At 62.7% G+C, this 21,722-nt stretch carries 20 protein-coding genes and 1 pseudogene; 7 read left to right on the forward strand and 14 right to left on the reverse strand.

Going from position 1 to position 21,722, the window contains the following annotated elements; all coding sequences use genetic code 11:
• Window positions 1–19: 19 nt before the first annotated feature.
• From ACSQ3L_RS30990 to ACSQ3L_RS31035, 10 genes are all read right to left on the reverse strand, one after another.
• Window positions 20–607 carry a hypothetical protein gene (locus ACSQ3L_RS30990; RefSeq protein ID WP_436163612.1) on the reverse strand — a complete coding sequence of 196 codons (588 nt, stop codon included), beginning with the start codon at window positions 605–607 and terminating at the stop codon, window positions 20–22.
• A gap of 463 nt (window positions 608–1,070) precedes the next feature.
• Window positions 1,071–1,406: a hypothetical protein gene (locus ACSQ3L_RS30995; protein WP_436163613.1), complete on the reverse strand. Its 336-nt coding sequence runs from the start codon at window positions 1,404–1,406 to the stop codon at window positions 1,071–1,073.
• A complete protein-coding gene (locus ACSQ3L_RS31000; protein WP_436163614.1) occupies window positions 1,403–2,293 on the reverse strand; it encodes a DUF7007 domain-containing protein in 891 nt (296 codons plus the stop codon). Before ACSQ3L_RS31000 ends, ACSQ3L_RS30995 begins: the two co-directional genes overlap by 4 nt.
• Window positions 2,290–2,766, reverse strand: a complete 477-nt coding sequence (locus ACSQ3L_RS31005; protein WP_436163615.1) for a hypothetical protein — start codon at window positions 2,764–2,766, stop codon at window positions 2,290–2,292. The genes ACSQ3L_RS31000 and ACSQ3L_RS31005 overlap by 4 nt, the downstream gene beginning before the upstream one ends.
• Before the next feature lie 85 nt (window positions 2,767–2,851).
• Window positions 2,852–4,534, reverse strand: a complete 1,683-nt coding sequence (locus ACSQ3L_RS31010) for a ParB N-terminal domain-containing protein (protein WP_436163616.1) — start codon at window positions 4,532–4,534, stop codon at window positions 2,852–2,854.
• 275 nt (window positions 4,535–4,809) lie between these two features.
• Complete coding sequence (locus ACSQ3L_RS31015) at window positions 4,810–5,784, reverse strand: competence protein CoiA (protein ID WP_436163617.1); 975 nt, start codon at window positions 5,782–5,784, stop codon at window positions 4,810–4,812.
• A gap of 86 nt (window positions 5,785–5,870) precedes the next feature.
• Window positions 5,871–10,967 (reverse strand): N-6 DNA methylase, encoded by a 5,097-nt coding sequence (locus ACSQ3L_RS31020; protein ID WP_436163618.1) that lies wholly within the window; start codon window positions 10,965–10,967, stop codon window positions 5,871–5,873.
• A gap of 84 nt (window positions 10,968–11,051) precedes the next feature.
• Entirely contained in the window at window positions 11,052–11,450 is a 399-nt protein-coding gene (locus ACSQ3L_RS31025) for a DUF3085 domain-containing protein (RefSeq protein ID WP_436163619.1), read from the reverse strand.
• A 10-nt stretch (window positions 11,451–11,460) separates the two neighbouring features.
• Window positions 11,461–12,063, reverse strand: a complete 603-nt coding sequence (locus ACSQ3L_RS31030) for a DUF1419 domain-containing protein (RefSeq protein ID WP_436163620.1) — start codon at window positions 12,061–12,063, stop codon at window positions 11,461–11,463.
• Between the two features lie 139 nt (window positions 12,064–12,202).
• Entirely contained in the window at window positions 12,203–13,162 is a 960-nt protein-coding gene (locus tag ACSQ3L_RS31035) for a DUF3991 and toprim domain-containing protein (RefSeq protein ID WP_436163621.1), read from the reverse strand.
• Window positions 13,163–13,281: 119 nt separating this feature from the next.
• On the opposite strand from ACSQ3L_RS31035, the gene ACSQ3L_RS31040 reads away from it, so the two are divergent.
• Genes ACSQ3L_RS31040 through ACSQ3L_RS31050 form a run of 3 tightly spaced genes read left to right on the forward strand, consistent with a single transcriptional unit; the run spans window position 13,282 to window position 14,635 of the window.
• The gene (locus ACSQ3L_RS31040) at window positions 13,282–13,791 is read left to right on the forward strand and encodes a hypothetical protein (protein ID WP_436163622.1); all 510 of its coding nucleotides are present in this window, start codon (window positions 13,282–13,284) and stop codon (window positions 13,789–13,791) included.
• 8 nt (window positions 13,792–13,799) lie between these two features.
• Entirely contained in the window at window positions 13,800–14,393 is a 594-nt protein-coding gene (locus ACSQ3L_RS31045; RefSeq protein ID WP_436163623.1) for an SOS response-associated peptidase, read from the forward strand.
• A gap of 2 nt (window positions 14,394–14,395) precedes the next feature.
• A complete protein-coding gene (locus ACSQ3L_RS31050) occupies window positions 14,396–14,635 on the forward strand; it encodes a hypothetical protein (RefSeq protein ID WP_436163624.1) in 240 nt (79 codons plus the stop codon).
• A 45-nt stretch (window positions 14,636–14,680) separates the two neighbouring features.
• Here the strand turns inward: ACSQ3L_RS31050 and ACSQ3L_RS31055 are convergent, their stop codons facing one another.
• Window positions 14,681–15,037 carry a hypothetical protein gene (locus tag ACSQ3L_RS31055; RefSeq protein WP_436163625.1) on the reverse strand — a complete coding sequence of 119 codons (357 nt, stop codon included), beginning with the start codon at window positions 15,035–15,037 and terminating at the stop codon, window positions 14,681–14,683.
• 12 nt (window positions 15,038–15,049) lie between these two features.
• Here ACSQ3L_RS31055 and ACSQ3L_RS31060 point away from each other — a divergent pair, with 12 nt between their 5' ends.
• Entirely contained in the window at window positions 15,050–15,730 is a 681-nt protein-coding gene (locus tag ACSQ3L_RS31060; protein WP_436163626.1) for a hypothetical protein, read from the forward strand.
• Here the strand turns inward: ACSQ3L_RS31060 and ACSQ3L_RS31065 are convergent.
• Complete coding sequence (locus tag ACSQ3L_RS31065; RefSeq protein ID WP_436163627.1) at window positions 15,694–18,255, reverse strand: UvrD-helicase domain-containing protein; 2,562 nt, start codon at window positions 18,253–18,255, stop codon at window positions 15,694–15,696. The genes ACSQ3L_RS31060 and ACSQ3L_RS31065 overlap by 37 nt on opposite strands.
• Before the next feature lie 203 nt (window positions 18,256–18,458).
• On the opposite strand from ACSQ3L_RS31065, the gene ACSQ3L_RS31070 reads away from it, so the two are divergent.
• The 3 genes from ACSQ3L_RS31070 to ACSQ3L_RS31080 are packed head-to-tail and all read left to right on the forward strand — an operon-like array spanning window position 18,459 to window position 20,763.
• Complete coding sequence (locus ACSQ3L_RS31070) at window positions 18,459–19,235, forward strand: NYN domain-containing protein (protein WP_436163628.1); 777 nt, start codon at window positions 18,459–18,461, stop codon at window positions 19,233–19,235.
• Between the two features lie 23 nt (window positions 19,236–19,258).
• Window positions 19,259–20,038 (forward strand): hypothetical protein, encoded by a 780-nt coding sequence (locus tag ACSQ3L_RS31075; protein ID WP_292492145.1) that lies wholly within the window; start codon window positions 19,259–19,261, stop codon window positions 20,036–20,038.
• Window positions 20,035–20,763 (forward strand): hypothetical protein, encoded by a 729-nt coding sequence (locus ACSQ3L_RS31080; protein ID WP_436163629.1) that lies wholly within the window; start codon window positions 20,035–20,037, stop codon window positions 20,761–20,763. Before ACSQ3L_RS31075 ends, ACSQ3L_RS31080 begins: the two co-directional genes overlap by 4 nt.
• Here ACSQ3L_RS31080 and ACSQ3L_RS31085 read toward each other — a convergent pair.
• On the reverse strand, window positions 20,760–21,239 hold the full coding sequence (locus ACSQ3L_RS31085; RefSeq protein WP_436163630.1) for a DUF6998 domain-containing protein: 480 nt from the start codon (window positions 21,237–21,239) through the stop codon (window positions 20,760–20,762). The genes ACSQ3L_RS31080 and ACSQ3L_RS31085 overlap by 4 nt on opposite strands.
• Window positions 21,240–21,330: 91 nt before the next feature.
• Window positions 21,331–21,718, reverse strand: a pseudogene (locus ACSQ3L_RS31090) (DNA polymerase IV); the annotation flags it as partial.
• Window positions 21,719–21,722: the final 4 nt, after the last annotated feature.

Raw genomic sequence — 21,722 nt, forward strand, 5'->3', positions numbered from 1 at the left:
GCCCCGCCCGAGTTGATGCTCATCCGAGAGCCGCCATCTGCAGGTCGGCTGCCTTGCGATCGACGCTCTGCCCGGGGTTCTCCACCGGCCGTTCGAAGGGCTTCCAGACCTCGCCGACGACCTGTTCGTAGGCATTGACGGCGCCCTCGGCGGCCATGCCCAGCGCGTGGGCCTGGAGCGCCATGTCGGCGGCGAACTCCCGCTTGCGCTGGGCGGCGCTGTCGAAGCCGACCGGGCCACCGACATCCTCGTCGCGATCATCGCAGGCGGCCTTGGCCGTCGCATCGCGGGCCTCGGTCACGGAGCGGCTGTAGAATTGGCCGGCGCCATGAGCGGAGCCGACATACGCTCCGACGATGCGCTGCAGGTGGATCTGCATGGCGCGTTCGCCAAGTCCCTCGTCGAGCGCTGCGGCCGTGTCGACGATGAGCTTCTCGTGCAGCTCGCGGATGCCGTCGCTGTCGAGGACCGGCAGGCCGAAGCTCTCGGAGATGAGGGAGCACTGTGCGGCATCGGGGCAGGCGAGCCGGACCATCTGGATTGTGGTGCCCTTGCGGAGCGGGACGACGCGGGCGCTGGAGCGGGCGTTGGTAGCTTTCTTGGTCATGGCATTTTCCTTCTTCGGTTTCCCGAAGCTTGGACCGGCCCCATGCCGGCCCTCCCTCGAGCGCGGACCGACAGAACCGGCGGTATGACGGGCGCTTCAGGGTCCGGGCGGACCGAGGCGAGCATGGAAGGTTTGCGGCCGAGCAGGGCGCCCTTCCGCCCTCGCGCAGGACGCGGGCCTGCCATGTCGAGACCGGTTCGATCCGGCCGCCCCGCGGCGCGGAACGCGGCCTTGAAGCGAACGGCCGCCGGTTCAGGACCGCATGAAGCCCGAGGGAGGACCGGCACGGGACCTCGATTTCGCCATGGGAGCCGAAGGGCAGGCGGTCATGACCATCTGCCAATTCACGATGTCGATCCAGCCGTATCGCTGCCGCGACCACCATCACCACGATGGTCGCTCGTGTGCGTGCCGCATGCGGCATCATCGACACCGCCCACCTGTCGCTTGGACAGCGGCATCGCTAGACCTGCTCGCTCATGTCAGCGGCTTCGCCCTGCCGGTCGAGGAATCTGGCGATCGCCTGCTCCTGCCGTGCGAGCTTGCGCGACAATGCGTCGATCTCTGGCTGGCGCTCTGCGGTCAGGACTGCGAGCTGGGATCGATAGCGTTCGAGGAACGCGCTGGGATCGGTTGCCTTGCCGCGTCGATAGTGCGTCCGGCGTGGGAGCAGGCCGGGGATCAGCGCGGTCATGCGGCGCGCGATCTGCCGGTCCACCATGTCCAAATGACGCTGCGTTTGCCGGCGCGCCTCCTCCATGCGGGAGAGCTGACGGCGCAGCTCGGGCGCGAGAGTCATGGCGACCCCCTCCCCCGCCAGCCGATAAAGCTCGACGGACCGGCATAGACGGGATGACGATCCGGATCGATGACGAAGCCGAACCGGCCGATCTCGTATTCGCCGGCGGGGACGAGGAAGCGACGTTCCTCGGTGCCAGGGCCGCGTTTGCCACCGGGCGTGGCGACGCACTCGACGAACCCTTTCTGCTGGTCCGACGTGATCGCTGAAACGACGATCCAGTCGGCAGCGTGCTCGGCCTCGAAGGCTCGCTGGTCCTTCCTGCGGGACTCGCCCGCGGAAAGGATGGTGCCGAAGATCGCTTCCCACGCGTCCGGCCAGGAGTCCTTGATGGTCTGCTCGGCGCAGCGGCGCTCGAAGGCGGTGAACAGATGTGGAAAGGAGATGGCGACGATCGCCCAGCATTCGTCCTCTTCGTACCAGCCGTCAGTGGCGCGGAGCAGAGGGTGGACTTCTCGGTTTCGGTCCGGTGAGAGATGGAAACCGCCGTGACCGGCAGTCGAATAGAAGGTCACACCGTCCGCGTAGAGGGTTGCTCCCTGTGACGGTCCCCACGGAGTATGCGCCGGGGACCGGTCCTCGCGCCGGTCGAGCGCCAGCTTCTCGCGCTGATGTTGGGCCTGTTCCAGCACTTTCGCCCGGAAGGCTGGTTCGTCGGCAATCTCGCCGGAATGGCCGTAGAAGTCCAACCGGATCCATTCCGACATGGGCCGGCGAATCCGCCAACCGCTAGCGAGATAGTGCCGGCCGTCGCGAGCGGGAACCATCGCGAAAGCATGCTCACCGACGAGAGCGACGAGCAGGCTGTCGGCGCTGCGCCCGAAAATGGCCCCGGACAAATCCGGGACTTCGGGCGAAGGGGGTGAGGTTTCGAGGATCCGGGTCATGCGGCGGTCCTCCCTTCGACGACATCGGCCGCCGCCTCGTTGGCCGTGACATCCTCGAGCACGGCCTTGGGGTAGCCGTGCTGCGACAGCCAGTGTTGGGCGGCGGCGCGATGGGGAGCGAGGTGGACCAGCTCGGCATGGTCACCAGCACGGTCGAACACGCGCACGGAGCCAACCGGAGGGCGCTCGATGATGATGAAGCGCAGGCCGGAGCCGAGCGAGAAGGTCCGGTGGACGCGGATGGCGATGACGCCGCCGGCGCCGAAATCGGCCTCGTGCAGAGTGAAGCTGCCGGTGGAGCCAAGCGTGCCGGCGTCGCGACCACCCTGTTTGCGGATGAGCCGTCCCTGGCTGTTGCTGTTCTCCCAGGCGGCGAGCTTTTTGGAATGCCGTTCCGGCGGACGCGGCGTGCCGTCGGACCAGGCGACGATGGCGCCGATCGGCGCGGATTCAAATATCATATGCGCGGACATGATGTCCTCCATAGGTGGGCTGGAAACGAAACCGCCGCCGGGCGAACCCGGCGGCGGCGGAGCGATCGAAAGAAGAAGCGGGGCGCTACTCAGCGGCTTCGCGGTAGCCCTCCTCGATCTCGTGGTCCTCGGGCGCCTGGTCCTCGCCGCCGACGTCCCCGGCGTCAGGCACATCATCGTCCTCGACATCGGTGACAGCGCTCTTGGCGAGCCATTCGGCAAGGCTGATCGCATCGGGGGTGAACAGCGCCGCCGGGTGGACGAAATGGCCCTCCTTGAAGTGCTCGACGAGCGCGGCGCGCGTGTCCTTCACGCGGGCGCGCGGCAGTACCGGCGTATCGGCGCACGAGCCTTCGAGCGCCGGACGCGACAGACAGGAGAGGAAGTCCTCCGTGCCCATGTTGGCGAGGAACCCGTTCGCGCCAATCGCACCGCCGGCGACGAGCGCCACGACGCCCGACTTGCTCATACCTTCGCGGCAAGACAGAGCGTCGATCAGGACGCCGCGCGCCGCGATGCGCAGCGTGTCGACGTCGAAGGCGAATTTGCCCTCCGCATCGAAGAGGGTTGCCGCGTGACGGCCGAAGCGACCGCCGTAGCGGAAGTCGCCGCCGGCGCCGGAGTCGACGCGCACGTTCTGGCCGGCGAAGGCGAGCACGAGTAGCGCGAGCAGCGTGTCGTCCTCGATGGGCGCGCGCGACAGCGCCTCATGCAGGGCATCGGTGCGCAGGTCGCCGATCGTCTCGATGCCCTTGCGCGTGACGTCGGGACGGGGCTTGGAGACAACGATCGTCTCGTCGGCAGCATCGCCCGCTTCCGAACCCTTGGCCTTCTTCTTGGCTTCGGGCATGCGGAAGTGGACAGTCTTCACCTTGCCCTCGCGGTCAAGGTACATCGCAGTGTGGTCCGACTTCTTGGGCGTGCCATAGACGCGCTCTGCCTTGGGCGGCAGCTTGACCTCGCCGTAGTTACTGACTTCGCCGATGACGCCCTTTTTCGGAAGGTTCTGCGTCATCCACTCCTGTTGTGCGCCGAGGAAGGCCTCGACGTCAGTGGTATAGCGGCTGTCCTGATCGGCCGGGGCGAACAGGTCCTCGACCCAGGCGATGCCGTAGGCCTGGGCGAGGTCGCCGCCGAAGCTAGCATCGCGCGCATACATGCGGGTCTTGGCGAGAGCGTTGGCGACACTCCACCACGAGACCTGCGGGTCGCCTTTGGACGGCTTGTTGGCCTTCCAGACCTCCTTCTGATCCTCGAGCGAGGCGGCCGCGATCGTGCGGAGCTGCCGCTCGTCGGGCATGTCGCCCTTAGCCATGTGATCCAGCATCGCCGGCAGCACATTGGCGAGCAGGCGCAGCTTCTTGATCTGGCGCACCGACTGGGCGAGCGCGATGCCGATCGCCTCCTCGGTCCACCCGAGCGCGACGAGACGTTCGATAGCGCGCCACTGGTCGACGGGATTGAGTTGCTCGTGCGCGATCGTCGTGACGAGCGAGCGCATGGCGCCGCCATCCTCGGCCCGAGGCACGACGAGAACGGCGATCTCCTCGAGGCCGGCGGCGATCGCCTGCTTGACGCGACGATGGCCCTCATCGATGACGAAGCCATTGCCGCCATCGGTTTCGGCAGCGACAACGGGCGGCTGCACGATGCCGACAGCCTTGATCGTCGCCAGCAGCAGGGCGTCGGCCTGCGGGCTGGACTTGGAGCGGCGCGCCTTGTCGGGATTGTCCTTCAGCGAGCGCGGATCGACAAACTTCAGTTCCATGGGAATGCTCCTTGGAGGTTGTGGACGCGGCCCATCGCCGGTCCTTTCTCGTCTTCTTTCCGAAGACATCCCCCGGCCCGCGGAGCGGGCGGGCCGGTGCAATTGCGCCCGAGCATTCCTGCCCGGCTGGCCAAGCGGGGCTTGCAGCCCTGCGCAGGATGACGGGCCGGGATCGCGATGGGGGCGATTGAGCGTCAGCGTCGGCGGATCGCCCGATCTGCGAGCGGGCTCATCCCCTCTTCATTCCTGCTTTCCCCCTTCCCAAAGGCCCCGGGCTAGAACCGAGCGGCATGACGCCGCCGTGTCCGCCGGCGCCAGGCCGGGAGCCCCGCATATCGACGCGCCTCGACGCGCGCCGCTCGATACCGGTAGCCAAGGGTGACGACGATCTCGCGGGCCGGAACGATCTGGGGCCGGGTGCGCGCCGCCAGAACGAGACGTTGGCGCGCAAGAGCGACGATGACGGCGTGCCCATCGGCGCGTCCAGGCAGCAGTCCCCACAACAGGCGCCGCTCGATCCCGGCGCGCTGATCGAGCGGCTCCATGCCAGCAAAGTCGAAGAACACCGGCACAGCCCTGTCGAGCCAGTCAGATGGGAAACACTCCTGAGGAAACGGCGTGGCGTAAATGCCTCTCCAGGGCGAGGGCCGCAGCGATCGGTGCCCGTCAATGAATCGGGGTAGATCCCGCTTGCGCCGGGTTCCGTCGACGATCCAGGCCATGTTGCGATAGAAGGCCTCGCGCGATTGCCGCTCCAGTGGCGAGATGTGCGAATGCTGGAACTCGAGAACGAGCCCATGGTCGGTGCGAACGTCGGCAATGTGCCTTTCGGCCAATTCGTCGTGGAGGATAACTTCCTGCCAGGCATCGTCGAACTCCCGCTTCCACGCCCGGTGCCAAGGGGTTTCGGGCTCCCACCAGGGGTCGCAGACGCGCATGCCCTTGTGCGCCCAATGGTGAATTCTCTGGTCCCCGCATTTTGCGATCATCGCTTGAGCGCAGCCAGGACAGGTGCCGACAAGACGAGGCTCGGCTTCATGCCGCTCCCCATTGATAAGTGCGTACCGCATGGAATCTCCATATGCGTTGAGGCTGCCCTGCCCATTCGGCGGCAGCAGCCAGATGTTGTTTCTTGATGGAAATCTTGCGCAGCGCGGCCAGCATGAGCTGGTGCTGTTCTTCTTATCTTCGGCGTTACGGATGATCCGCTCGCCGGTTATCGGGATGGCTTGCGTCGTGTCTGGCGCCATCCTTTGCTCAGACAGGCTCAGCTTAGCGAACGACGTCGGCCGGTCAACAGGTGACGTCGACCGGCGGCACCTCGAGGCCGGCTAGGCTAGGCCGCGGCGCGCTCACCGCCGGCCGCGGCGTCTTCGGCAAGCGACTTTTCGATCTCGCCAAGTTGCCGGCGCTTGTCGGCCAGCTCAGTAGAGAAGGCAAACGCGCCGCCCTCGCGCGAACGATAGGAGGCGAGGCGCCGCTCGGCGTCAGAGAGGCGACGCCGATATCGCTCCTGCTCCTCCTCGAGGCCGGCAAGGACATGCTCGAGCCGGGCGATCGCACCGAGCGGCGTGGTGGTGACCGGCAATTCGATTTCCGTCTCGGCTCCGGTGCGCATCAGCATGGTGGTGTAGCGATAGCCGTCCTTGCCGAAGCGCTGGCCGGAATATGCGAGCTCGAATCCGCCAACTGAGGCGATGACGGTCTCGTCTTCGTGCTGAAGCTGCACGAGGGTCAGAATCTCCTTCATGAGTGCCCGACCGGCGAGCTTGCGCTCGGTGAAAGCCTCGCTGACGACGGTCATGCCAAAGGCGTCGCCGGCCGTCGGGACCAGACGGGCGAGATCCTCCCCGATCTCGCCGATCCGCCGCGTCGCATATTCAATATCCCGCTCGGCATCGCGAAGCTGGCGACGGATGGCGAACTGGTCGTCCTGATGGGCGAAGCGCAGGCGTTCGAGGCGGGCGATATCGGCTTCGAGACCGGCTTTCTGCATCAGGCGTGGATCGCCCGAGGCAATGGCCTTGGCCATAGCGAACTGGTTGGCCTGTCCTTCACCGAGGTCTTCCAGTCGGCGAACGGAGGTGTCGCCTGAGAGCGCCGCGGCGACGAATCGGGCCTTGCGCTCATTGCTCTGCCACATCTGCGCATCCATCGAACCCTCGGTGGCGTAGGCGAAGATGTCGATGACATCGTGCTGGTTGCCCTGCCGCAAAATGCGACCTTCACGCTGCTCGATCTGCGAGGGGAGCCAGGGAACGTCGAGATGGTGCAACGCCTTGAGTCGGAGCTGCGCGTTGACGCCGGTGCCCATGGTGTCGGACGAGCCGATCAGAAAACGAACCTTGCCCGCACGGACGTCGGCGAACAGACGCTGTTTTGCCTCGGACTTCTTGAAATCCTGCATGAAGGCGATCTCGGATGCCGGCACGCCCATGCGGATCAGTTCGTCTCTGATCCAGCGATAGGCAGAAAAGCCCCGGGTCTTTTCGACCGAGATGGTGCCGAGGTCCGAGAAGATCATCTGCGCGGCACCGGATAGCTCGAAGGGCTTGCCGTCGGGGCGGACATAGTCGTTGCCGGCGGTTTCCTGCCAGATGCGGAAGGCATTGGAAACAAGGTCGTTGAGCTTGTTGTCCTCCTCATTGTCATTGTCGGCATCGACCAGGCGCAGGTCGATCGCCGCGTGGCGGCCGTCGGTAATGACCGACAACAGGATGTCGTCGCCCGGCTCGGGTGGCCCTTCGCGTTGTTCGATCGCCTTGATGCGGGCATCGAGCAGGACCTGGTAGCGCTTGAAGGCGGCTGACGGCTTGGAGGTCCTGATCTGTCGCGTGCCGGTCGAGAGCGCCGGCACCTTCACGTATTCGCGCAAGTCCTCGGGCATCACTACATCCGCGAAGGAGCGGAACATGGCGATGAGCTCGGGGACGTTGACGAAGGTGGCGAAGCGGGTCACCGGCTTGTACTTGCCGTTGGGCTGCAGCTCGAGTTCCGTTGTGACGTCGCCGAAGGTCGAGGCCCAGGCGTCGAACTCGTGCAGACCGCGCTCGAGTAGCGCCGCGTAGCCGAGATAGCGCTGCACCGAGAACATCTCGCCCAGCGTATTGGTGATCGGCGTGCCGGAGGCGAGGATGAGCGCCCGGCCGGGATTCTTCGTCTCGACGAAGCGGGACTTCACGTAGAGATCCCAAGCCCGCTGCGAGCCGTTCGGGTCGATGCCCTTCAATGTCGACATATTGGTTGCGAAGCTGAGCTTGCGGAACTCCTGCGCCTCGTCGACGATGATCTGGTCGACACCAATCTCGGAGATCGTCAGCAGGTCGTCCTTGCGGGTGGCCAGCGACTCCAGACGCTCCTTCAGGCCCTCCTTCAACCGCTCGAGGCGCTTGCGCGAGACGCGATCGCCGCTCTCGACCTTGGTCAGCAGCGTCTCGTAGAGTTCGAGCTCATCCTGAATCATCTGTTGCTCGAAGGCCGAGGGCACGCCGATGAAGCGGAAGGCGGAATGGGTGATGATGATCGTGTCCCAGGTCGCGGTCGCCGCCCGCGACAGGAAGCGGTGCCGCTTTTCCTTGATGAAATTGGTCTCGTCGGCGACGAGAATACGGGCGGTTGGATAGAGTGCCAGGAACTCCCGGGCTGCCTGCGCCAGACAGTGACCCGGGACCACCAGCATCGCCTTGGCGATGAGACCGAGCCGGCGCTGCTCCATGATGGCGGCTGCCATGGTCATGGTCTTGCCGGCGCCGACGGCATGGGCGAGGTAGGTCGCGCCGGCCGAAATAATGCGCCAGATGCCCCGCTTCTGGTGCCGATAAAGAGAAAAGGCGCCAGAGGCGCCCGGGAGCTGGAGATGGTCCCCGTTGAAACTTCGCGGGGCGATATTGTTGAAGCGGTCATTATAGATCCGCGCCAGCCGATCGGTGCGATCGGGATCGGACCAGATCCAGGTCTGGAACGCCGTCTTGATCTTGGTGAGCTTTTCCTTCGCGGCCTCGGTCTCGACGACATTGAGCACGCGCCTCTCGGCCTGGCCCTCCTTGATGATGTCGAAGATCTGCGGCACGCGGCTGTTCAGTGCATCGGCAATGAGCTCGCCGGCATGCCGGCGTTCGGTGCCCCATTCCGAGGTGCCGGCCGCCATCCAGCCGAGCTGGCGCGCCTCTACCGTCCATGAGGCGAGCTCCGGCATGTGGTGGATGCGAATCTCGGCGCCCAGAGTCTCCTTGACGAAGGCGACGACATCGGCAGCCGGAATCCAGGGTGCGCCGAGACGCGCGGTGATATCGGACGGGCCAAGGTCGGCCGGCTGTACGTCGACGAGGGCACGGACATTGCGCTCGAAGATGGGATCGAGAGCGGCGGCGGCCTCGGCCGCCTTGAGCTTGTCGCGGACCTGGCCCGAAAGATAGGCATCCGCGGTCTGCCAGGAGCCGGACTCCGGGTCGCGATAGATGGCGTCGCCCAGTTCGGCGATGACAGCATCGGCGTCCGCATGCAGTAACTCGGCGATGTGATCGACATCGACATGGCCGCGCTCGTTGAGAACGACGGCCAGGGCATCGGCGGCAGAGGCGATGATCGGTGCCGAGGGCGGTGCGATTACTCGTTCGGTGAAGATCGGACCGGGCCGGGCCGTGTCGGTCTCGAGGTCGTAGTCCTCGATCGAGGCGACCAGCCAGCAATCGGGATCGTCGAGAAACGGTTGCAGGTTCGGACGGCGATGCGTCTCGCGCACCTCACCGGTCTCGGGATCCTCGCTGGTCGAGACGACCGTGGTGTTGATCGGCCCGAAGGCGCGCACGAAGTTCGACCAGGCGATGCGCAGCTTGATCTGCGCCGGCTTCCAGGGTCGGTCGAGCTCCTGGGCCTTGAGAACTTCGCGCACGGCATCGCGGATCGGGATCAGCTTGCGGATGATGCGGGCGTGCTTGTCGGGCACGCCGTCGGCGCTGCGCCCCTTGCGCACGGTGATGGTTTCGGGAACCCCATCGACCATCTGCATCAGCGCCGTATTCGACGCGATGAAGTAGCTGCCCTCACGGATCGCGGGAGCGTTGGGAAGCGACTCCCCTGCCCCGTCGATGTCGTCGCCGTCGCGGTCGATTGCCTCGGGCTCGCCGTCATAGATGGCTTCCGGAAGACGGGAGATCGCCTCGGACAGCGCTTGCGCGAGATCGACGCCGGGATGGGGGAGGCAGGTGTAGGTCTCTCCGAACGGGCCCGACGTGCTGGCATGAGTGCCGAGCACGAAATCGGGATGCCGGGCGAACCAGCGGTTCACGCGGATCGCAATCTCGTCGCCATCCGCCGGGCGGACCTCGTCGGTGTCGAGCCAGGTAACGTCGCCCTCGGCCTCTCCCGGCTTGCGCTTGCGGAAGAAGAGGATGTCGACCACCACATCGGTGGCGGCATCGGCCTGGAAGCTGCCCTGGGGCAAGCGGATTGCGGCGACGAGATCGGCGGACTTCGCGATATGCTCGCGAGCCGAACAATCCGCCTTGTCCATCGTGCCCGCGCTCGTCACGAAGGCCGCGAGGCCGCCCGGCTTCAGAAGGTCGATCGAACGAGCGATGAAGTAGTCGTGCAGACGCGGCCCCATCGACCGATAGGCACGATCCGAGCGGACGGTGCGATCGGAAAAGGGCGGATTGCCGATGGCAAGGTCGAAACTGGCCGGCAGATCGGCGCGCGCGAAGTCGGCGTTGACGATACGTGCCCGCGCCTCCAACAGCCGGGCGATCCGGGCGGTGACTGGATCGATCTCGACGCCGGTGACATGCACCTGGTCGCGCAATTCCGCTGGCATCAGCGCGGGGAACAGGCCAGTGCCGATGCCCGGTTCGAGCACCCTCCCCCCTCGCCACCCGAGCCGCTGAAGACCAGACCACATCGCCCGGACGATGAACTCCGGCGTGAAATGGGCGTACTGCGTGCAGCGCGCCAGCGAGGCATAGTCCTGACGCGACACCGCGTCCTCGAGGTCGGCGCCGATCTCGTCCCAGCCGTCCCGGAAGGCGGTTTCGCCCGGACGCCGGAACACGGCATTGGCGAGGTCCGAGGCCCCGAAGCCGGTGAAGCGGACGAGCCGGGCTTGTTCCTCGGGCGTCGCCGGCCGGTCCTCTGCCTCGATTTCCGCAGCGAGCCGAATAGCGGCCAGATTGTCGCGGGCGCGCTGCTTCCAGCCCTTTGCCAGGCCGCGATCGCTTTCGAGAAAGAAGCTCTGGCCGCGAGCCGTGGCTGTATTGACGCGCCCGTGTCCGGCGGGCTGCAGGAGGGGCTTGGCGTGAGCGGCCGGGGCTGAAGGCCGTTCGTCCACAGGATCCTCGGCTCCGAAATCGCTGCCGAAGGCGGTGACGCCGAGACCGAGGCCGGACGAAAGCGCGGTATTGCCGAACAGGTCGAGGGTGAAGGGATCCTCATTGGACATTGGAAAGTCTCCATAAGTGAAGGCGTGCGCAAACCGCCAGCCGAACAGGTCCGGCCGGGCGATCGGCGTCGCGGGTTTGAAAAGTCAGCGGGTGATCAGCGAGAGCGCGATTTCGGTCTCGGTGAGCTGCACATTGAGGTGGGTGGCCCGCATGCTGCGGTCGAAGAGCGGGATCAGCCGCTCGGCCTCGATGAACTCGATACCGTCATCGGCGCCGAAATGCCGGCGCTTGTAGTCCCACCAGTCGGGATTGCCGGTCGGGTGGCATTGCTCCGAATAGACGACGAGTGCGCGAGAGCCCTCGGCGAGCTTGCCGTTGGACATGATATAGACCCCCTCGTCGCCGACCAGCCAGAGGCCGGGCCGCTCGCCCTCGCCGGGCCGGGTCCCGTAATAGGGATTGCGGAACCCGCCATTGGCGGCGGCATCGGCAATGCCGCGGTCGATTACCTTGCGGACGCCAAGAATGGGGAAGGTGAACATCGCCCGCACCTCACGCCGCCGTCTTGATGGGGAGGTGCCTGAGATGCACCGGGAGCTTGGCCGCGATCTCTTCCTCGGTGAGATCGTCGAGTAGCTTGAGCTCGGTCCGCCCCAGCCCATAGACGAGGATGGTCCGTTTGCCGCGATACTGGGCTAAGAACCGGTCCCCGGCATAGTCACGATATTCGTCGTGCGTGGCGCTCCAGACATGCTCCAGGCGTTCGTGATGCGTCATGGCCTTCACCGGCCAGGACTCGCGCTCGACGATGGCGTCGCGCATCTCGACCGGGGAACGCGGCTGCGCCAGGTCGCAATAGGCGTGGAAGTAGCGGGTCTTGCCGTCGATGCGCAGCGTGTAGAAGACACTGGTGACGCTGTCGGTGAGGAACTCGCGCATGGCGAACATTTCGCCTCGCATCCAGAGCGGCGGCAGGATGTCGAGCATGTAGTCGTGCTCGGCGCGTGCGATCTCGAACCACTCTCCGGCGAACAGCGCGCTGTCGTCGTTCTGCCAACGATCGGGCCGCTGGGCATGGCGGTCGAACAGACGGAACATCTGCCGGCGGTCGGCGACACCGAAGTAGATCTTGCGGATGGAGGATTGGAGGGGCATGGGAGGCTCCTTGGCCATTGCGGGCCGGAGCGCGGTTCATCCCTCGCGGATCACCATCATCTTCAGCCCTTGCGGACCCCTCCCCCGCGGCCGCCTCTCCGCCCGGGTGGGTCAAGGGCCGGCGCAGCCGGGCGAAGCTTCACCCTTGACGCGCCCGGCGGGCATGCGGCAGTCGGCCTCCCTCCTCTATTCCTCGTCCTCGCGCTTCCTTTCTCACTTTCAGATCGGCGTTCCAGTCAGCCGCCACGGGGCGCAGCCGCTCGGCGCCTCGTCCGACGTCCCCAGCAAGGGCGAGAAGCCTTCCGGCATAGATGTCGCCCTGCTTGTTGTTGTCGGTGGCCGCGACGAGCTGGGCGCCGGATTTGACGGCGAGGGCGCGGATCGCTGCGTCGGTCGCCGGCGACCAGCCGCCACCGGTGCTGAGATAGAGCGTGTCGGCACGAACGCCCTCGAGCGCGGCGAGGCTCATTGCGTCGATCGCCGCCTCGGTGATGCAGAGGCGAAGCGCATCGGGACGGCCGAGCCGGAACAGCACCTTAGCGCCGCCCGTCGCAAAGCCGCGCCAGTCCGGTCCGCGCTCCTCCCAGCCGGCGACGGCGCCGTCGGCATCGACGTGCGCCGCCCACATGCTGCCACGCGGGCCTTCGCGTAGGACGTTGGTACCGATCGCGGCGCGGATGATGCGTTCAGGAAGGAGGCGGGCGTCGGTGAGATAGCGCCAGGTCGCCGAACCGCGCCACGGCTTGCGCCGCGCTTCCCAGCGTTCGGTGATGGAGAGATCGGGCTGTCGGTCCCGCGATCGACGCTCCCAGGCTGGCTCGGTGGGGACGAAGCCGACGAGATCGGCGACGTCATTCATGGCCTCGACAAAGGACACGCCCTCGAGATGCTCGACGAGGCGAAAGACGTCGCCCTTGCCGTCAGAGAGCGGATCGAACCAGCCCTTGCCGGCATGGATGACGATGATGATCGCCGCGTCGCGCCGATACTTCATCGCCTTGCGCGTGCTCTCTTTGACATCGAGGCCGAAACCCGCACGCTCGAGCACTGCGGCGCACGACACCTTGTCCTTCAGCTCTTCCAGCTCTGCTTTTTCCATATTCGCCTGCGCGTACCTTCCGCGCTCCCTTCCTGTCCGATTCCCGCCCCGGACTTTCGGGGCAGCAACCGGAGGCCGCGAAGAGCAAGGCTGGCAAGGGCGCGGCCGGCAAGTAGCAAATGTTCGAGTCCAGAGAGCTGCGGGCCGCGGCGCAGCTTCCCTTGCCAGACGTAGCGCGCAAGCGGCAAGGCAATCGAGCCTCAGCCTTGGCGACGCTCTTCCCCGGCCGCGATCGCCTGCACGACGTCCACATCCATGTCCGCCCGCGGCGTCAGCCGGGCGACCTCGGCAGCCACCTTGGCCCAATGGAAGAATTCGGCGCGGTCGCCGCGCACCCGCGCCCGGGCTGCACGGCGCTGCGCTTCGTAATAGGCATTAACCTCGTCAGCGATGACGAGGGCGCGGGCGTCCGCCTACCAACGCCGCCGGATCGCCCGTCTCTGTTCGACCCATCGCCGCAGCGCCGCAAACATGAAGCCCTTCCTTTTTTTGCACGACGCTCCGCCGCTGCGCGTCACGGGATGGACGCCCGAAGGGTGAAGACCCGCCTCGCGGGGCTTCAGCTTCGCCGACAGCCCGGTTCCGACAGGGAGACGCCCCCTCTCGAAACATCTTCCGATCTGGCGTAACTTTAGCCATGTGCAACGCGTACGAACAGCATGTGAAGTGGGTGGAATACTGCAAGATGATGCAGGCGCTTGAGCTTGGCATTCCCACGCAGCAGAGCGAACTCGATCTTCCAGAAAGCGACGACATCCGGATCAACGACATGGCGCCGGTCATGCGTGCAGCTGGAAACAGTGTCGAGCTAGTCTCGATGAACTTCAGCTTTCCGCCTTCGGGACCCAAAGGCGGGCCGGTGTTCAATTTTCGGTCGGAAGGAAGAAGTTTCGCCAACAGCAACCGCTGTCTCATTCCGGCATCGGGATTTTTCGAGTTCACCGGCAAGAAATACCCAAAAACGAAACATCGTTTCACGCTCAACGGAGCGCCCTTCATGGCTATTGCGGGCATCTGGCGCGAGGGCCAGGGTAATCATCCTTCGGCCTTCACGATGCTGACGACCGAGCCCGGCCCGGACATCGCGCCCTTCCACAATCGTCAGGTTGTCGTGCTGCGACCAGTGGACTGGTCGGCATGGATCAATCTAACCAAACCGGATTCCGAGCTGCTGAAGCCTCTTCCGGCCGGCTCGCTAAACGAAGAGACGGTTCGACAAGGAAGCGACTGAGCATGTTGGAGATAACGGTCCGGGACGCGCTTCCTGCAGATGTTCCATTCCTGCGTGACGCACTGACCAAGCTCAATGATGAAATGGAGACACTTTCCGGCGCCGCCGGTTTTCGCGCGGGACTGGGTAATCCCGGGGCGACCCGACCAGTTGCGATCACACCATCTGGCCGAAGGAGCCGAAACCAAGCCACGATCCTCATACGGGCATGGTCGACGGCCGAAATTCTAATGATCGCCTGACAGGGAGCTTCGGCTCCCTGTCAGCATTTTGGGGAACTTGTGCCCTCACATCATCGAGAGCAGAACGGCCTGCATATGCTCCCTTAGATCGAGTTCTCCCCTCGTCTCGATCTCGAGCAGGTACGTCGCCTTGGTTCGTCGATCGACTTCACTGACCGTGGGATATCCGCAAACGGCAAGCAGCGCCTTCTCTTCGGCCTGGCTGCGTGCAGCATGGTCATTGCGATCGTCATCTGGTTTTCGGATCGAAGACATGAACGCCGCGTAGGCAGCCTCGTGTGCTTCAATCAATGCCGACATATCGCCGGATGGCTCCTGCTCTCTCGCGATGCCAGTTCCGGCAACAGTCGTGCCGAGGACGGCGCTTCCGATTAGCATCCTGCGGCGGCTGATCCTGGACATCGTGAACTCCTGATGCTGTGCCTGAATGTAAAAGATAGCACCCAGCACGGCTTTTCACTGTCAGGAGAGATTCTCGAGCAGGGCCTTCATGTCATCGCCCAGGGTGGTCAACCCGTATACGATAGGGCCGCTCGCCCGGTAGCCGGGATATTGTTGACACGGCGGATAGCCGGCGGCATCACCGTCCTTTCAGGGGATTGGGGCAACATGAAGAAACTGATTTCGGCGGTGTTGGCCGCCACCTTCCTCGCGGCGACTTCGGCGGCCGCCGAACCGCATTTCGCTGACTACCCGACGAAAATCTACCTCAAGGGTAAGTCCGTCCTCCCGAAAATGACCGGGTCGGTCGCCCATTTCCGGACGCGGATCAACAACGGCATGAAAGCCGGGCCGAACTTCGGCGGTCATTTCACTCTGATCGAAATCGGCTGCGGCTCATCGTGCATCTTCGCGTTCCTGATCGATGCCCGCGATGGCAGGGTTGTCGACTTCCCGCTCGGCGGCGAGGAAAACTATCAGCTCCAGATGAAATACGGGATCGACAGCACGCTGCTGCAGGCCGAATGGATGGACACGAGTGTGGGCGACTACGATACCTGCGTCCGTGCCTACTACGATATCGGATCGGGGAATCTGACGAAGGTCTCCTCGGAGACTTACAAGATCGAGCGGTCCTCGTTCTGTAGCCAATGAACTGTTGTCGCCTTGTCAGTATCGGCGACATTCCGTTTGAAGTCGCAACGTGGCCAGGTGCTGCAGCTCTCGAAATCTCCAAACTTCCCGGTGCGAAGTTTGAGGACCCCAATCCGGCATTTCGGGCACGGCTCCTGCAACTCGCCGTCAACGGCTTCGATCTTGAGGCCGCCCTTCGTGACGAGTTCGGTGACGAAACGGGACGGAGTTGCCAAACTCGTATAAATTCGAACCTGTCTCTTTGCGCGGGTTAATGCCACGTAGAAAAGTCGCCGCTCTTCGGCCATGGGGTACGGGTCCGGGGCAGGCATCGGAATCTGCAGTAGCGGGTCGTCTTCGATTTGGCTGGGGAAACCGCGGAACCCTTCGACTACGTTCAGCAGCATTACGTAATCGGCCTCCAATCCCTTGGATGAATGGATCGTTTTGAAGGAGATATCGAGGACATCACCGAATCTGCGTTGCCAAGACCTCAAATGGCTCGGGGTGTCGCTTCGATAGCGTCCGAGCAGCAGGACGGTGATCCGATCCCCGCTACTGGGCTTTAGCCTCCCTTCCTCGATATAGCGGCGCATGAGATCGAACTGTTCTCTCACGTGCCCCTGAGAATTGGCCATGTCTTTGAAGCCGAACGCCAAGACGGACGCATTCGAATAGGTGCTCGTGGTTTTGACTGACTTTCTGATCTGGACAGGGTTCGCCTGGATAAACCTGCTGGAGATGTCGCAGAGCGATTGGGGACACCGAAATGTCGTTCCCAATGTCAGCCGGGACGCATAGGGGAAGATTTTCTCGAATTCGGTCATCACCGATATGTCCGCGCCAGCGAACCTGTTGATGCCCTGCCAATCATCACCCACGACGCACAGGTGGACCTGACCGTTCTTTTCGTCAGACAAAGCCTTCAAAAGGCGAATACGGGCGCGGGAGGAATCCTGGAACTCGTCAGCGAGAACCATTTTGAAAGGGCTCTGATATGTCCCGGCTTCGATATACTGTCCGGCCTGAATGAGCATATCCTCGAAGTCGATCCAGCCGCCCTCTCTCAGTCTTCGTTCCCACTCTTCGGAGATCTGATAGAACAGCTTTATGAACAGCAGGATGCGCGCAGCATGGCCGTCATTTAGCTGTTTGGCGACCGCCTCTTTCATTTGAGGCGGCGTGAGACCATTGCTCTTCACGTGCTGCTGAAAAACCCGAACCGTATTAGCCAGTTCCTTGTTGCTGATCGGCTGGAGGCCTTTCGCTTCGCGATCCGGATCAAAACGGATTGTTTGTCCGCGCTTCCTTAACTCGGCTTCCAACTTGGATAGTGCAGCACCGGTCGAAATCTCGTGCGAAGTGGTCTCGAAGAGTGCGGTGCCCATCTCCGCATGCAAGGACCTCTTCCATTTCGCGCCTTCGACATAATCGCCGTCGAAGTGATCCGGAGCCTTACCGTCGGCCCCGAGAGCGAAATGCTCGTGGTAAAGCTGGATATCGGGGTAATAGAAGTCGGGCTGATATTGTCGATGTGTTTCGGTCGCGGTTTTGTGCTCGTAAACGCGTTCGTACTCATACGCGACATGGTGGTAAAACAGCCAGTCGGCTATCAGCCGTTCTTCCTTGCTCTTGACGATGTCGCCATTGGCAGTTCGGTGCCCAACCCGGCCTTTATCATAGGCATCGGGTTCAGGCGCGGCACCTCGCCGACCGATATCGCGGCCGTAAACGAGACGGAAAATGTTCCAGTCGTTGTGAAATTTTGGGTCTCGGGTGGACAGGTCTTTGATGATCGTGCCAATCATCTCGACATCTTGACCCGACTGTTCGAGCCAGGGAGCCAGCGAGGGCTTCTCACCGCTCGCTGTTGCGATCACGTGCAGGCCAAATCCGTGAAATGTTTCTACCCTGACGTCATCGGCACCCTCGAAGTTCGCGAGACGTGCTTTGACTCGATCTCTAAGTTCCTGGGCCGCATTCGTGTTGAATGCGAGAAGAAGAATCTGTCTTCCGTTGGCCAATTTCTGATGCAAGGCGTAACCAGCCTTGGCGACCATCGTCGACGTTTTCCCTGATCCGGCAGCCGCCACGATTTGCACGCTGCTGTCCATGCAGATGCAGCCGTCGATCTGCTCATCAGTCAGCGGATTTTTCTCAACGGAATCGAAAAGGGGTTTCAGCAGCTTTTTCTGCGTGGCCCGAAACAGGTCGTTGTTGTTTTTGAAATCCGTCTTCAATTCCTCGAGCGGGGAATCTTTGTGCAACAATCTGTCCAGCGAAAAGTGTGACTTGGCCGGGGCTGGGAACTGAGCGAGAATTCTCTCGGCCGTCGCGGATGGTATCCACTTCGTGCGATCGACGAGCGGCTCCCATTTTGCGCGCCAGTCACGAACGCGATGTTGATAGTCGTCCTTGATGGGAGGCTGGGGAGCCGTCGGCTTCCTGGTCGCAGGCGGGGTTTTGGTATCGTCCTTGATCAGCCCCAATTTGGTCAAGACGGAATACCCGACCGCAATCGCTATGACCAAAAGAAATAATTCCACTATTTCCGCCTCAGTAAACCCATCCCTGTCCCCCGACTATCGCCCTAGAAGGGCAACTTCAACGTTAATGGCAGCGATGAGCTGTCGGACCCCGTATTAGCGCGACCTGTTCGGCAAGGTTCCCTGACGAGCCGTTGAACCTGCGGAATTGAAGCGTTGACACAGCGCGTAGCCGTGCGGACTGTATTTTTTTGGAGATCACCATGCCGTCAGAAACCCGTTCCCCTCGTCTTGCCGTCCTGATCGATGCCGACAACGCATCGGCCAAGATCGCCGACGGCCTGTTCGAGGAGATCGCCAAGATCGGCGAGGCCAGCGTCCGTCGCATCTATGGCGACTTCTCCAGCGCGCGTTCGAAGGGCTGGGCCGATATCCTGTCGAAGCATGCCATCATTCCCCAGCAGCAGTTCGCATACACGACAGGTAAGAACGCCTCCGACATCACGCTGGTAATCGATGCGATGGACCTGCTGCACAGCGGACGGTTCGACGGCTTCTGTCTCGTATCATCTGACAGCGATTTCACCCGGCTTGCGGCCCGCATCCGCGAGCAGGGTGTCGATGTCTTCGGGTTCGGCGAGCAGAAGACGCCTGAGAGTTTCCGTCAGGCCTGTCGACGGTTCATATACACGGAAAACCTGTCGGTGGCCGAGCAAGCCGCCAACCAAGATTCCGCCCCTGCGAGCAAAGCCCTCAAATCCCCAAGTGCCGCGACGCCGATCATCAAGAAAGTGATCGCTCAGATGGAGAGCGAAGACGGCTGGGTCTCACTGGGAGCCGTCGGCACCCAGCTCGCCAATCTCGCTTCCGACTTTGATCCTCGGACGTTCGGTTTCCGCAAACTGAGCGATCTAGTGCGGAAGACGAAAGCGTTCGACATGGAGCATCCCGAGGGCGGCAGTATGCGAATTCGCATTAAGCCGACCACAGGAGGTCGCCCCTCAACGAAGAAGTCTCCGGGATCTCGGTCCAAGGGCTGAAGGCGTAAGAGGGTGGTGACGGCATGACTTATGCCTTGTTCCAGATGTGGGGGCAGTTTCGGCAATCCTTGATTAGGGGGCATTTGTTCTATGTCGAGCAAGCTCGGAAGCGTTTGCTTTCGCAGTTTGACAACAACGAAGCAGATGCCGACCAAGCAGCCGAGGAGTGGTTAGAGGAAAGTGGTAGGTACTTTGATCCGGATCGACATGACGAAGGTAGCTTCTACGAGGCGGCAAACGACGTCCGGATCGAGTTTTACGGCCTCCTAAGTGATATGCGCGAGAACACTCGCCTGAGCGTTGTCGCCGGGATGTTCCATGAGTGGGACAAGCAGTTACGTGGTTGGCTGGCTCGCGAGATTAGGCACTGGCATCATGGTGATATTGCCGCCGCGAAAATGTGGTCGGTCAATTTCGATCAGATCGCCGAGTTATTAGAATGCCTTGGCTGGCCTGTCCGAACCACGGATTATTTCAGCAAGCTCGATGCATGCCGCCGTGTGGTCAATGTCTACAAACACGGCAAAGGCGATTCCCTCGATGATCTGAAGAGCCGATATCCGGAATATCTGCCCGATCCGTTCGAGGGTTCAGGGCGGGCTCTCTCAAACCTGGAATATCGTGATCACACGCATCTCAAGGTAAGCGACGATCAGCTGCAGGCGTTCTCTGATGCCATCGTTTCGTTCTGGCAGAATGTTCCCGAGAGCATCTTCGACACACAGGTCGGCGAAGTTCCGGGTTGGTTCGAAAAGGCCATCCAGAAGGATCAGGCCGACCGAAAGCAGGGAGGCAAGAAATGATCAAAACGACACTCGTACTCGTTTTCACGGCAGCCATCTCATGGCCCGCAGCCGCTTGTCTCGATCTCTCCAAGCAGCCGGAGATTTCAGCATCTGGTGATCTGAGCCGCCCAATGTTTGCCGGGCCGCCGAATTATGAGGATGTCCGGAAGGGCGATACGCCGGAACCCTCATACATTCTGACGCTGGATTTACCGTTTTGCGTGACCGGAGATGATTTCCTCGAAGATGGCCAAACCATCGACCGAATACAGCTGATCGACCAAAAAGGCATCCTGGCGAAACTCGTCGGGGAGGCTGTTGAGGTGAGGGGCAACGATCCTTTCGGCGAGCACACTGGCCATCACCATGCGCCATTATTGATGACGGTGGTTTCCGCCTCTCTCAACGAGGAACCTGCCGACGTCTCGTTGGCACAAACAACTGTGGAAGCGTTCTACCTGTATCTGGAGACTGGGGACGGGGCATCGGCCGCGATGAACGTGATCCCTGAAAAACGGGGCAAGGGACCGTTTTCGGCAGTGGCGCTTACGGATTTCTACGGGGATCTGAAACGGCCGCTGAAACTGCTGGAGGTGACGCAGCTATCCCGGAACCGATATCGGGCACGCTACGAGTTCGAAACCCGGAAAGGCAAAGTCTGTAACGGCTCGTCGGTTGTGACGACAAAGCAGGTTGACGGTTTGAATCTGGTTTCGTCGATCAAGTCCGAGAGCGGCTGCTAGCCGACGTCCTCGCGCATCAAGCGATCCTCGATCGGCACAAGGGCATCAGCCGCCCTGATCTGAACCTTCGACACCGGGCGCTGGCCGATCCAGGCCTCTGGCATGTTCGCGAGGGCAACATGCTCGGGGCCGTTGAAAATGATTTCTCCCCCGAGGCTCTCAAAGTCGAAATCGAGAAACAGCAAGTGGTCGGCTCGGGTATCGACACATCTGAAGACCGGTCCGCGTCCTGTTCCCGTCGCCTTCACCTGCACGCTACGCCCGTCGGCAGCGTGACCGTCGATGCCAGTCCCGTTCCCGCGCACGAGTCGAATACCGAAAATCTCCGCCGCGACGGCTTCCCCGATGTCGCCGACCAGGTTGCCGTCGAGCGTGAATTTGAGGCTCGCAGATTTGTAGTGCTCTCGCAACTTGTTACGCGCTGCCACCAGATCGGCGACGACTGGTGGCAAAATGAATTCTCGTCGATATGGCATCGCATTTTCCCCGCCCTGTTATGCCCTTTATGAATGTCGACTTTGCACAACTTTCTGGTTGAAGACCAGTGCACCCTTCGGTTGCCAACCACCTGACGGGTCGCCATAGTGTCGCTGCAATGTCTGCCGGTGAGCCGAACAGATGGGTGCAAGCCCGCGACATCGGCAAAGGCCTCGTCGATCGAGATGCGCTCGACGAGCGGCGTGTAGTCCCGAGGATGGCGATCGCAGCGTCACCCAGCCGCTGATAGTCCTTGAAATGACCGGCGACGAAAATCAGCTGCGGACAGAGCTCGCGCGCCCGCCGTCCCGGCATGCCGCCGCGAACGCCGAATGCCCTTGCCTCGTAGGAGGCGGCAAGCACGACACCGCCGCCGACGGCGATCGGCTTGCCGCGCAGGGACGGGGTTCAGCAGTTGCTCGACCGATGCGTAGAAGGCATCGAGATCGGCATGGAGAATTGTCGCCAGCGTTTCCATGCCT

Source organism: Mesorhizobium sp. LjRoot246 (assembly GCF_964254115.1).
Taxonomy (GTDB): Bacteria; Pseudomonadota; Alphaproteobacteria; order Rhizobiales; family Rhizobiaceae; genus Mesorhizobium.